The sequence below is a fragment of the Fodinibius salipaludis genome, assembly GCF_002287075.1.
Classification (GTDB): Bacteria; Bacteroidota; Rhodothermia; order Balneolales; family Balneolaceae; genus Fodinibius; species Fodinibius salipaludis.
In genome coordinates, this window is the sequence record NZ_NSKE01000001.1 from 185,600 (window position 1) to 198,210 (window position 12,611).

The window sequence follows — 12,611 nt, forward strand, 5'->3', positions numbered from 1 at the left end:
AAAATATGTTATTTGCTCAGTACAGGCGCTGATATTATAACTTCTTTATCTTGAGAAATCTCGTATTTTTCTCCATAAACATAACAGGTTGAACCACTGCCCTTTTCACAGGTTATGATAACCTGTTCCGGTTCAAGCCGAACATTCAGTCGATTGCCTTTGTGCAGTATTTTAAAAGAATAGGCTTGCCATTCGTCAGGCAGCGACGGTGAAAAATGCAGTTTTCCTTCCTTGGCCCGTTTTCCGGCAAAGCCTTCTACAATCGACATCCATGTACCGGCCATACTCGTGATATGTAATCCCTGGTGTACCTCTTTGTTGTAATCATCGAGATCGAGGCGTGCCGTACGCAAATACAGCTGATAGGCCTTATCACTATAACCCAGCTTTGAAGCAACTATAGCGTGAATACAGGGCGAAAGTGACGACTCGTGCACCGTCCTCGGTTCGTAGAAATCAAAATTGCGGCGGATAGTATCTTCATCAAAATGATCCTCAAAAAAGTACAGCCCCTGCACCACATCACCTTGCTTGATAAAACAGGAGCGTAGAATTCGATCCCAAGACCAGTGCTGATTAATAGGTCGTTCGCTCTTGTCTAACTCGCTGGCCGTACGCTGAACTTTATCCAGATAATTATCTTGCTGCAAAAAGATCCCCAAGTCCTCATCTTCACCAAGATAAACACGATCTAAAATATCATTCCAGTGCTCTGTCTCAGCATCATCATAAGAGGTTTTTTGGCGAATTTCCTCAAACTGTTCCGGGGACTCATCGCGCACTTTTTCAATGGCTTCCATCGTATAGCGCATACACCAGCAGGCGATATACGAAGTATACCAGTTGTTATTGATGTTATTCTCGTACTCATTCGGCCCCGTTACTCCCAGCATTACATACTTCTGACGTTTTTCAGAAAAGTTAAACCGTTGACTCCAAAATCTTGAGATAGCAATCAGAACTTCCAAGCCGGCTTCTTCGAGGTACGATTCGTCGCCCGTATGACGGATATAATTGTAAATCGCATAAGCGATAGCACCGTTGCGGTGAACTTCCTCAAACGTGATTTCCCACTCGTTATGACACTCCTCCCCGTTCATTGTCACCATGGGATACAATGCTGCCCCATCGGTAAACCCAAGCTTTTGGGCATTTTCTATTGCCTTGGGCAGGTGTCGGTAACGATACCACAACAGTTGTCGGGCTACCTTGTCGGGAGCAGTATTCAAATAAAACGGCAAGCAATACGCTTCGGTATCCCAGTATGTACAACCGCCGTATTTTTCACCTGTAAACCCTTTGGGACCAATATTTAGGCGTTCATCTTCACCGGTATATGTTTGGTACAGCTGAAAAATGTTAAATCGAATACCCTGTTGGGCCTCGTCATCCCCCTCGATATGCACGTCACTCCCCTTCCAAATATTGAGCCAGCGATCGGTATGCTCCTTCTTTAATTGCTTAAAACCGACCTTCGCTATATCGTCTACTGATTGCTTAGTATGGGAATGTAAGCGCTTACGAGCATGGTTCAAAGAAGAAGAAACTACGGCATATTTCTGAAGTTGAACTTCGTCATTTTCCTCAACTGAGATCTCATAGGCCTGATCAACATACATTGAGGAAACGGAAGCGGTCGCTTCAAGATCCAGTGACTTTCCATTTTTTTGGACGGTATTTTTCATTGCTGCTGCGACATGGAAAGCAAGCTTTTTCGTTTTCGTTGTTACCACACCGCCATCATCAAAAGAATCCTGTGTTCCCTCATCCCAAAAAATCTCATCATAGTTGGCGTCTTCATTATACACTTCCCCGTTTATGTAGGGCGCAAGTTTAACAGTACCGGAAAAATTCAGCGCCTTAATTTTATATTCTATGACTCCCACCTCGGTTCGTTCCATGCTTACAAATCGGCACGCTTCCACCGCAATTTTATTGCCGCTTTGCAGCTCGGCAACAAAACTGCGCTGTAGCAATCCCTGTTTCATATCGAGGGTGCGCGTAAAATCCGTGACCGAACATTCAGCCAAATCTAACTGTTCTCCGTTCACATAGACATCAATGCCAATCCAATTTACTGAGTTAAGTACCTTGGCAAAATAGTCGGGGTAACCGTTTTTCCACCACCCTACTTTAGTAGGATCAGGATAATAAATGCCCCCAATATAGCTGCCTTGTAGCGAATCGCCGCTGTAATGCTCTTCAAAATTGGCCCGCTGCCCCATATGTCCGTTACCAATGCTAAAAATACTCTCCGATGAGCGTTGGCGCTGGGGATCAAAACCTTCTTCAATAATTTTCCATTCATCAGTTTCCAGATACTTGTCCATATATCGAAAATTTTAGATCAAAATATTGTTACTTACCTGTTACTCGTCGCTAAGTTTTTCAAACAATTCTTTAGGCGTCAGTCCAATAAAATTCGGGACAACCAAATCAGCATCCCCCAAATACTCTTCGGAACCAACACCTACGCTCATAAATCCACCATTATTGGCTGCCTCCACTCCGGAAACAGCATCTTCAAAGACGATTGTTTTTGACGGATCGGCATTCATTGCTTTTACTCCTTTCAGAAATACTTCTGGATCAGGCTTGGTATTTTCTACTTTTGTACCGTCAATAATAACCTCAAAAGTATCATTAAGCTGCAGATAGTCAATAATGTAGGGTGCATTTTTGCTGGATGATCCGATACCCAGCGGAATATTCATCCCTTGCAATGATTCTATAAAACTGGGCACACCTTCCAAGATATCATCGGGCGTTAATTCAGCGATAGCATCCTGATACCAACCATTCTTTTTATCCATCAGTTGTTGAATCTCCTCCTCGGGCAATTCACGATCGTCAAGAGCTAAAATTTTCTCAATGGATTTTCGTCGACTTACTCCTTTTAACTGTTCATTAAATTCTTCACCAAATGAAATTCCCAAGGATTTAGCAAGTCGCTGCCAAGCTTTAAAATGGGCATCTGATGTTTCAACAATAACGCCGTCTAAATCAAAAATACATGCATCAACTTTAACCATAAATCACAAAATAATTTGAACTTCTATTTCCTTACTACAGACCAATATATTTATCACGCCTTTTCCTTTATTTCTTTTTCGGTAGAGGAGCGCAGAATAAGCTCCGGTGCAAAAACCTTATGCTCGGGCTCTGCTTCTCTATTTTTCATTCTTTTCATCAGTTTCTTAGTAGCCAGCGTACCCATATCATACATTGGCTGACGAATGGTTGACAAACCTATATAATTCGAAATCGTTATATCATCATAGCCTATGATGGGTATTTCCATCCCTTTTTCTTCCATTGCTTTCATCGCACCTACGGCCTGTATATCGGAAGTACAAAAACAGGCTTGCGGAGGATTCGGCAATTCCAGTAACTTAATCATTGCTTCGTAACCGTTCTGTTCCGAAAAGCCATCTCGATACATAGAATCTCCCGTAACAATAAGATCTTCCTCAACAGTAACTCCTGCTTCATTAAGTGCCTTCTCATATCCCTCTATACGCTTTCTGCCGGGTTTTGAGGTCTTCATTGCACTGATTATGGCTATGCGGGTCAACCCATTTTCCAAGAAATAATTCATTGCTTTTTCGATACCCTCCTCATTATCGACAGAAACAGAATCCATCCCGGGATAAGACTCATCGATAAGCGTAATCGGCATGTCATAATCTTGCAACTGCTCGAGTTCTGTATCTCGCAAATGTGTTGAAATAAAAAGATACCCGTCGGCCCACTGGCGCTTTATAATATTCTTTACCTGGGGAAACATGTTATCTTTCCCATTGCTCTGTACATTAAAAATATTCAGATCATAATTGTAATTGGAAATCTCATCCTGAATACCTGCCAACACTTCCATAAAAAAGTAATTGGACAGCACCGGCACTACTACCATAATTATATTCTTTTTCTTACGCGCAAGTCCCTGTGCATAGGCCTGCGGATAATATCCCAGCTCATCAGCCACTTTTAATACTTTCTCTCTTGTTTTATCCGCAATTCCATCACTGTTATTAACAACACGAGAAACGGTGGCAATACTTACACCCGCTTTTTTTGCAATGTCATATATTGTACTTCCAGCCAATTGTCTATCCCTCTAAATATCCTGATTAAAATGACAGTTTATGTAAAAAATGTAAGGGCTTACATTTCTAATAACAACTAATTTTAAGGATTTCGCAACTACTCATTTATATCCCTAAAATAGACCTTCATAGCTATATAACAGCATTTTATTAAAGTAATTACTTTTCTTCACAGTTCTCAAATACATCCGAAAGCGCGCGAGCCTTAATCTGTGTTTCTTCCCATTCTTTCTGGGGATCAGAATCACCGGTGATTGCGCCCCCTACTCCATAATATAAATAATTATTTTTGATGATCGCTGTTCTAATAACCACATTAAAATCAAAATCTCCGCCAGGGGTTATATATCCAATTGCACCAGAGTATATCCCCCTCTTATAATCTTCAAGTTCTTCAATAGTTTCCATGGCACTTATTTTAGGAGCTCCTGTCATTGATCCCATCGGGAAACAAGCCCGGAGAATATTTACCGGATCTTCCTCCTTCGCTTCGGCTGTAACGGTAGATACCATCTGATGTACCGTTCCAAATGACTGTATATCAAAAAGCTCAGGGACTTTAACCGTACCCTCCTTTGCAATCCGACTTAAGTCATTCCGAACCAAATCAACAATCATCAGGTTTTCGGCCTGCTCCTTCTTTGATGAAAGTAATTCTTTTCTTAAAATATCATCTTCGTTAATTGATGCTCCCCGTTTAGTTGTTCCCTTAATAGGTTGCGAATAAACGGTACTTCCCTTCTTCCTAAGAAATCGCTCAGGCGACTGGCAACAAACCGATAGTTCATCAAATTGCAAAAAGCTTCCGAATGGTACGGGACCTATTTCACGCATCCTTTGATATAATTGCAGTGCAGAACCTTTAAAAGGGGCTATCATTTGATGTGAAAGATTGATTTCGTAAAAATCTCCCTCTGTAATCAAAAACTGCGACTTTTCAATTTTTTGAATATAACGCTGCCGGCTTGTCTGAGGTTTCAGCCTTCCAAGTTCACATTCTTCCTTCAAAGAAATAACCGAATCAATAATTTCATCTTTTGATGGCATATCTCCTATAATCAACTCCTCCTTTTGGGATTTGTGATCGTACCGAAGTAAAAAGCCGGGCTCCATGAAGTACATATCCCCGGCTCCTACCGGATCAGGGTTGGAAGAGTCTAACTGCTCGATATTATTTTTTAAATCATATCCCAAATAGCCAAATAACCAGCTATCCACTCGGTTTCGAAAACTCTGTAAGGCGTCCCACGGATTTTGATTATACTGCTGTTCTTCGACACCCGTAATTTCAATTATTTGATTGCCATGCGCCTTAATAATAGACTCAGGCTGCGCCGCCAAATAAGATACATTGGATGAAGGGTGGTCTTCAGACTGTGACTGTAATAAAATCACATCACCCCGGGAGGCAAAATACTGCGTCAATGTAAGCAGATCGACCATCCCTAATTACGTTTTAGTAGGTTTCCGTTATCTCTGCGAAATTGAGTATATCGGTTTTGCAATTCGCCTATTACAGGGTGATCAACAGCAAAGTCTTGATTATTAACTGTTTCTACAGCTAATACCTCTCGGACTGAATTACAAATCCACACAGCATCGGCATCCAAAAGATGATCAAGATAATATTTTCCTTCTTTATATTTCCACCGATTACTTTTTTCTATTATTTCTAAAACGATATTTCGGGTGATTCCGGGAATAAGATCACATTCTTCATCAGGTGTAAAAATGGTATTCCCCTTGACCCAAAAAATATTAGCAATGGTGGTTTCTGAAATAAACCCGTCAATTGTTTGCATCAGGGCATCATCCCCTCCTCTTTCCGCAGCCTCCTGAGCAGCCAGGATATAGTTAATCCCGTTCGTAAACTTAACTGATGATGGTATCGACCGGGAAGGAACGCGCCTTCTATCAACAGTAGCCAATGTGGGAGTAGAAAAATTATCGGGACAGACCGAAGCAGTTATTGAATAATGTATATCGCTCTTATCTTGCGGATGATACCCCCGTTGACCGTCTCTCCATACTTGCATACGAACAATAGCATCAGTGCTTAATAACTGCTGCTTTTTCAACAGTTTCCTTAGCTGTTCTTTAATTGCTCCAATTTTTAATTCAGGATCAACTTTCATTCCCAAAATACACATTCCGGAATGTAAGCGAGCGATATGATCTTCAAAAAGAACGGTTTTGCCTTTATAAGTTCTTAAGGTTTCAAAAATACCGTCCCCGTACATCAGTCCTCGAGAAACCACCGGCACCACCGGCCGGTTTGCCGGAGTAATATTGCCATCAAAAATAACCCAGTTATTGCTGGTTTTCATTTTTTTATAAGTACCCGTAAGCTATCGTATTGACGGTCATCCGAATATCCCAAGAACACATGTTTAAGGTCAAGTTTTTGATCATACACAAATTGAACGGGTAATCCGGGCATATTGAACTCAGAAAACTGTTTTGAACCTGCAACAAAATGAAAAGGGAACTGATGTTTCTGGATATACCGCTCCACCTCCTGCTTTTGAAGTCCCACAGCAGCGGCCAAAACCTCTACTTCATCTGGATGTTTCTGTTTAATTTTTGCCAATTCCGTATGTGATTTCAGTGAAGCATCCGACCAGTTTGACCATAAATCCAACACAACATATGCACCTTCAAAATCGGCTACTTTAACACTATCGTCTGATTGAACATTATTCCACCAAGTTGTTTGAAGGGAATCCTGTGCAAACATACGCTGCTTAAAATCAGCTTTTTCAGCAGTACGGTTACTAACGATAAAATAAGAAATCAGGGAAACGGCTACGACCGCTACAATGAGTAAAAAAGTATTAAAATGTTTGGGATCTATACGCATAATTAATTCTTCTCGGGGGATAACACAGCACCAGAAATTGGCGGGAGGGTAATTGATGTTTTGCTGTTGTATACCTCCACACGATTCCCGGTAATCATATTCTCAAGATGCTTCCCTTCTTCAACTTCAAAATGATTAAGTGGTATTCTAATTTTTTGTGTCTGTTCTGAACGATTAACAACCACTAAGCAAAACATCTTCTTATTTAGAAATCGAACAAACGCAAATACATTCGCATCATTTTCAATGAGCAGTTCCTGAAACTCTCCTTTTCGCAGTGCTAAATGCTGATTCCTGATCACCCCCAATTTCTTATACCAGTTAAATAACCCCTCATCAAAATAATTTTCATCAGCAGGGCGGTCTTTGTCCAACGGATGGGTAGCCTCCGGCTCATAATCGAGATCCGGCCACACCATCGGCTTCCGGTCATCGGGATCGTCAGCCCCCCACATTCCGGCTTCCGTACCGTAAAATATCATGGGAGCTCCCACATAGGTATATTGAAATAACGCAATGAGTCTTTGCAGGCGACGTTCTTCGGGATTTGGTTTACGGACGTCAAAACCCTCTTTTGGCTTGGTCTTCGTATCAAATTCACGACCTGGATTTACAATCATCGAAGCCACACGCGGTGTATCGTGACTATCCATCAGATTTTGCTGCACCAGTTTAGCTTCATCAGGTACTCCTTCTCTAATTGATCGCAGGCGTTTTATAAAATCAGTAGCCGACACCGATTGATCAATCATATAATCTTGAACTGCTTCGGTAAATGGATAATTCATAGCTGCGGTAAAGAGCTCACCGTTCACCCATTCCCTGCCCTTCTCTGTCCATATTTCTCCCACGGTATAAGCATTGGGGTTAACACGTCTAACCAATGCATTCCATTCCTTCCAAAACTTTTGTCCAACTTCTTCGGGGACATCCAGCCGCCAGCCATCGATGCCATCCGACGGGTTACCATCCCCATCAGGATCCATCCACCGACGCGTGATAGCAAAAATATGCTCTCGTACGGGCTTTACCAGTGTCTCATCTACTTCCTTTAATTCAGGCAGGCTTTTCACGCCCCACCAGCCGTCATAATCAAACTTCTGGCCGTTGTCATCCGCAAACGAATTGACAGAATACCAGTCTTTATACCGAGATTTGGACTGGTTCTTCATTACATCCCTAAAAGCCCAAAAATCAGTTCCCGTATGATTAAAGACTCCGTCAATGATGATTCTCATCTCCCGTTTATGAACCTCTTCAATAAGCTTCAAAAATAGCTTATCCGCTGATGTCCACTGCCAGGTATCCGGATCTTCGGGATCTTCCTGCTTCATAATTTCCACATCCCCCTCGGGATCGGGACCAAAAAAACGATCAATATGGTGATAGTGGCTGGTATCATATTTATGGAGAGACACTGCGTCAAATACAGGATTTAAATAGATCCCTCCAATTCCCAACTCCTGTAAATAATCAAGCTTATCAATAATACCCTGCAGGTCACCGCCGTAACGACGTTTAAAAACGCCATTACGAAAAGAATCTCCCAATGATTTCTCCCAATCAGCCTGTTTATACCAGTCACCGGTCCACGGTGATATTTTCCATCCCTTAGGTCCGCCTACTCTTTCACGTATAGGATCGTTGAATGGATCTCCATTCCGAAACCGCTCTGGAAAAATCTGATACCAAACCACATGCTTCGCCCATTCCGGAGCATGGTAAGAAGTATCAACCGGATTTCCATTATGGGATGTATTTTCGAGATCGTTTTCCATTACATTATATCGGCATACACACTTTTAAATCGAAATAATATCAGCAATACGAAGCAGCTCTTTATCCATTTTAGGATTTTGCTTGGTCGCCTTTTCAAAGTCGGTATAGCGAATCTCCCGATCACGAATACCAACCATCATATCCCGTTTGCCATCTTGTAAAGCTTCAACAGCAATAACACCAAGCCGGCTTGCCAACACGCGATCGGCACAACTCGGCCGCCCCCCCCGTTGTACGTGTCCCAAAATCGTTACTTTGGTTTCGTAGCGATCCCCAAACTCATCCTTCACTTTTTCTTCGAGATCATAGACACTGCCGTTATTATCTCCTTCAGCCACAATAACAAGTCGTGATGACTTATTTCGTTTCGAGGTTCTTGCCAGCGACTCAAAAAGCTTTTCAACTCCCCGATCTTCTTCGGGAATAAGGATCTCCTCGGACCCGGCTGCAATACCCGAATAGACTGCAATGAATCCGGCATCGCGTCCCATTACCTCTATAAAAAACAATCGATTGTGAGACGTTGCCGTATCGCGAATTTTATCCACTGCTTCCACAACCGTATTGACAGCCGTGTCAAATCCCACGGTAAAATCAGTACCATAGATATCATTATCAATCGTTCCGGGTATTCCAACAATGGGTAAATCAAACTTCTCCCCAAACTCCATGGCACCGGTAAAGGTTCCGTCCCCTCCGATCACTACAAGGCCGTCAAGGTTATGCTTCTGGATATTTTCCCAGGCTTTCTGCATCCCTTCATCGGTTTTAAAATCGAGACTGCGAGCAGATTTTAAAACCGTTCCGCCCTGGTGAATAATATGCTTTACTGACCCGGCGTCCATTTTTTTGATATCATTCTGGATCAATCCCTCATATCCCTGATAAATTCCATAGGGTGTTATGTTGTAATATACGCAAGTTCGTACCACCGCACGTATGGCGGCATTCATCCCCGGCGCATCTCCGCCGGAGGTTAATACACCTATTCGTTCCATTATTTACTGTAGGATTGAAATTCTTAATTATTCAGATAAGCTAAATACCGCTATCAACGGTCTAATTTTGAGCGCTAAATATAACAATTATTGAAGATCATAAATAAGTTTTCTGCACTGTTCTTTTAGCATGGGATCGTCGGGCGTTCGACTTTTCAGCTCTACCGCCCTTTCGCAAGTTTCAACTGCTTGCTGATCCTGCCCCATCTCTTCATATACCTTGGCAAGATCATAGTAATACAGAATATTATTATCGTTAAAATCGATTGCTTTTTGGATAGCATCCGCAGCTTTTTGGTTACTTGCATCTCCAGGAATACCACCAAATAACGTATTTGCTGCTGCCCGTTCCACCCAGCTCAAGTTCACTACCTTAAAATGCCAGCGTCCGAGTACATGCCAGGCACCTGCATGATTTTCATCATATTTCAGGGCCTTATCCACATGTTTCTTAATAGATCTGGATGCCGCAACACGATCACGAGCCCCCGAAATAAGCGCTTTACGCCCCATGGCAACCGACATCACAAAATGGGATTGAGCATCAGTAGAATCTACTTGAAGAGCCCGTTCGGCAAGATCAATGCCATGATTAAAATATTCTTTCTGATCATCCTCGTCACTCAACCTGTTGCCAACCCGGGAATACAAGAAACTGCCTCGCCACAGTGACTTGTAATTTTTAGGTTCTTCTTCCAGAATATCGCGGTATAATTTTAGCGCCTCTTCTTCCTGAAAAGATTCATAAAGAGAATCGGCCCGTTGTTTTTTATCCACAAGATCTTGCTGGGCAAAAAGCAGTAATGGAAAAACAAAAATAGCAAGAGCAACAATAATACCTTTTCTAAATAAATTCATAACGTAAAATTATATCAAAGCTATTGTTAAACGATATTAATCAGGATAATATATTTATCACAACTCATTGATACTACCCTTGGCATTAATTTTATATTCGACTGTGATGGTGTTTTTCTGCTCCACCGGATACTTGATGTCCCGAATGGTCTCCGATCGAATTAACATCGAATTCCCTTCCCCGTTTACCGTAATCGTTGTCTGGATATTGTGAGCCGGAATTTTCTCATACATTCCAACAGTGCTAAAGCTTCGTAATTCATTATCACTAAACGTAGCAACAATAACTTCTGCATTCGTATAAACTGACTGGTAATCCAGCAAAAACCAACGCACAGTCTGAGCCTCCAAAGTTTGTTCAGCCACCAGTGTTAACGTCTGATGTTCTTCTTCTACATTGCACGGATCTGCCTTCAATGATAGGTTTTTCAAGACCTCCCAATTAAGTGAAAAAGGCATTTCTAAAGTTGAAACAGAAGCACAATCTGATACTTCAACTAAATTATCCGCTAAATTCTCCGAATTGCTACTCTCTTTTAATTCCTGATCTGTATTCTCTTTAAAGGTGGAATAGTCTTGAGCATCAAGATACTGTTTATCAACCTTTTGCTCTTTCTCCTCAGAACATGAAATAAAACTAACAGCTACTGCAAAAATAATGAATACATAAAATACCTTCCTTTTAACCATAGCAGCATATTAATTGCAATTATTTATGATGCACTTTCTTCAACAGCTTCGCTTTCCTCTTCTCCATTGGTATTGCCATAATTCCGCATTACATAATCATCCAGGATATTGCGAAACTCTTCACCAATACCGTCACCACGAAGGGTCGTATAATGATCACCATCCATATAAACGGGAGCTTTGGGCTCTTCAAAGGTTCCGGGCAAAGAAATACCAATATTAGCATTACGCGATTCCCCGGGACCGTTAACCACGCATCCCATAACCGCAACGTTCATTTCCTCAACCCCGGGATAAACATCGCGCCAGATCGGCATCATTTCGCGCAGATAATCCTGAATTTCATCAGCAAGCTCCTGAAAATACGTACTGTTTGTACGTCCACATCCGGGGCAAGCCGTTACTTGAGGTACAAAACTACGGATGCCGAGCGATTGTAAAACCTGCTGACATATTCGTACTTCCTCAGCCCGATCACCTCCCGGCTTTGGTGTCAGCGAAACGCGAATGGTATCTCCAATGCCCTGCTGCAATAACACAGACAGTGCTGCTGTACTGGCAACCGTTCCTTTCATGCCCATTCCCGCTTCGGTAAGCCCCACATGCAGCGGATAGTCGAGCAGTTCAGCAATACGTTCATACACATGCACAACATCCTGCACATGAGACATTTTACAGCTGATGATAATTTTATTGGAGGCAAGTCCTACACTTTCAGCCAGCTCCGCAGAACGACGGGCACTTTCAACCATTGTATCCAACATCACCTGCTTGGACGACTTGGGATTTTCGAGTTCACTATTGGCATCCATTTTCTTAGCCAACAACTTTTGATCCAGCGAACCCCAGTTTACTCCAATACGTACCGGCTTGTCATGTTTTATCGCCTGCTCTACAATAGTACAAAAGTTCTCATCCCGTGTTTTGGTACCGGTATTACCGGGATTGATACGAAACTTCGACAGAGCTTGTCCCGCTTCCGGATAATCAACCAGAAGCTTGTGCCCGTTATAGTGAAAGTCGCCAACGATGGGTACCGTCACATCATCCGCAAGCAGCTTTTCCTTAATTTTGGGAACCGCCTTTGCCGCCGCATCATTATTTACGGTAATACGGACGATCTCCGAACCGGACCTATGCAAGTGCTTAATCTGTTCTACCGTCGCGTCAACATCCGACGTATCAGTATTCGTCATTGACTGTACCACAATTGGTGCTCCACCGCCTACCGGAACATCACCAACCATTACTTGAATAGAATCTCGCCGTTTAATGTGAGACATAATATCGTTGTTTCTTTTTCTGATCGTACCTTAATGA

At 42.2% G+C, this 12,611-nt stretch carries 11 protein-coding genes; all 11 read right to left on the minus strand.

Annotation, left to right across the window (positions count from 1 at the left end; all coding sequences use genetic code 11):
- Nucleotides 1–8 precede the first annotated feature (8 nt).
- Nucleotides 9–2,330: a family 65 glycosyl hydrolase domain-containing protein gene (locus CK503_RS00755; RefSeq protein WP_095604872.1), complete on the minus strand. Its 2,322-nt coding sequence runs from the start codon at nt 2,328–2,330 to the stop codon at nt 9–11.
- A 39-nt stretch (nt 2,331–2,369) separates the two neighbouring features.
- Nucleotides 2,370–3,032, minus strand: a complete 663-nt coding sequence (pgmB, locus tag CK503_RS00760) for a beta-phosphoglucomutase (RefSeq protein WP_095604873.1) — start codon at nt 3,030–3,032, stop codon at nt 2,370–2,372.
- 53 nt (nt 3,033–3,085) lie between these two features.
- On the minus strand, nt 3,086–4,105 hold the full coding sequence (locus CK503_RS00765) for a LacI family DNA-binding transcriptional regulator (protein ID WP_095604874.1): 1,020 nt from the start codon (nt 4,103–4,105) through the stop codon (nt 3,086–3,088).
- 160 nt (nt 4,106–4,265) lie between these two features.
- Nucleotides 4,266–5,549, minus strand: a complete 1,284-nt coding sequence (gene pabB, locus CK503_RS00770; protein WP_095604875.1) for an aminodeoxychorismate synthase component I — start codon at nt 5,547–5,549, stop codon at nt 4,266–4,268.
- 2 nt (nt 5,550–5,551) lie between these two features.
- Nucleotides 5,552–6,433: an aminotransferase class IV gene (locus CK503_RS00775; RefSeq protein WP_095604876.1), complete on the minus strand. Its 882-nt coding sequence runs from the start codon at nt 6,431–6,433 to the stop codon at nt 5,552–5,554.
- On the minus strand, nt 6,430–6,966 hold the full coding sequence (locus CK503_RS00780; RefSeq protein WP_095604877.1) for a peroxiredoxin family protein: 537 nt from the start codon (nt 6,964–6,966) through the stop codon (nt 6,430–6,432). The genes CK503_RS00775 and CK503_RS00780 overlap by 4 nt, the downstream gene beginning before the upstream one ends.
- 2 nt (nt 6,967–6,968) lie before the next feature.
- Complete coding sequence (locus CK503_RS00785; protein ID WP_095604878.1) at nt 6,969–8,744, minus strand: glycoside hydrolase family 13 protein; 1,776 nt, start codon at nt 8,742–8,744, stop codon at nt 6,969–6,971.
- 24 nt (nt 8,745–8,768) lie between these two features.
- Nucleotides 8,769–9,743 carry a 6-phosphofructokinase gene (pfkA, locus tag CK503_RS00790; RefSeq protein ID WP_095604879.1) on the minus strand — a complete coding sequence of 325 codons (975 nt, stop codon included), beginning with the start codon at nt 9,741–9,743 and terminating at the stop codon, nt 8,769–8,771.
- 87 nt (nt 9,744–9,830) lie between these two features.
- The gene (locus CK503_RS00795; protein ID WP_095604880.1) at nt 9,831–10,601 is read right to left on the minus strand and encodes a tetratricopeptide repeat protein; all 771 of its coding nucleotides are present in this window, start codon (nt 10,599–10,601) and stop codon (nt 9,831–9,833) included.
- Nucleotides 10,602–10,658: 57 nt separating this feature from the next.
- Complete coding sequence (locus tag CK503_RS00800; protein WP_095604881.1) at nt 10,659–11,291, minus strand: hypothetical protein; 633 nt, start codon at nt 11,289–11,291, stop codon at nt 10,659–10,661.
- Nucleotides 11,292–11,314: 23 nt separating this feature from the next.
- Complete coding sequence (gene ispG / locus CK503_RS00805) at nt 11,315–12,574, minus strand: flavodoxin-dependent (E)-4-hydroxy-3-methylbut-2-enyl-diphosphate synthase (protein WP_095604882.1); 1,260 nt, start codon at nt 12,572–12,574, stop codon at nt 11,315–11,317.
- Between the last annotated feature and the right edge of the window lie 37 nt (nt 12,575–12,611).

What these genes read in the sequence shown, in the direction of transcription:
- CK503_RS00785 (WP_095604878.1), bottom strand. Translation starts at nt 8,744, where the DNA reads ATGGAAAACGATCTCGAAAATACATCCCATAATGGAAATCCGGTTGAT.
- CK503_RS00800 (WP_095604881.1), bottom strand. Translation starts at nt 11,291, where the DNA reads ATGGTTAAAAGGAAGGTATTTTATGTATTCATTATTTTTGCAGTAGCT.
- CK503_RS00780 (WP_095604877.1), bottom strand. Translation starts at nt 6,966, where the DNA reads ATGCGTATAGATCCCAAACATTTTAATACTTTTTTACTCATTGTAGCG.
- pfkA (WP_095604879.1), bottom strand. Translation starts at nt 9,743, where the DNA reads ATGGAACGAATAGGTGTATTAACCTCCGGCGGAGATGCGCCGGGGATG.
- pgmB (WP_095604873.1), bottom strand. Translation starts at nt 3,032, where the DNA reads ATGGTTAAAGTTGATGCATGTATTTTTGATTTAGACGGCGTTATTGTT.
- CK503_RS00755 (WP_095604872.1), bottom strand. Translation starts at nt 2,330, where the DNA reads ATGGACAAGTATCTGGAAACTGATGAATGGAAAATTATTGAAGAAGGT.
- CK503_RS00775 (WP_095604876.1), bottom strand. Translation starts at nt 6,433, where the DNA reads ATGAAAACCAGCAATAACTGGGTTATTTTTGATGGCAATATTACTCCG.
- ispG (WP_095604882.1), bottom strand. Translation starts at nt 12,574, where the DNA reads ATGTCTCACATTAAACGGCGAGATTCTATTCAAGTAATGGTTGGTGAT.
- pabB (WP_095604875.1), bottom strand. Translation starts at nt 5,549, where the DNA reads ATGGTCGATCTGCTTACATTGACGCAGTATTTTGCCTCCCGGGGTGAT.
- CK503_RS00795 (WP_095604880.1), bottom strand. Translation starts at nt 10,601, where the DNA reads ATGAATTTATTTAGAAAAGGTATTATTGTTGCTCTTGCTATTTTTGTT.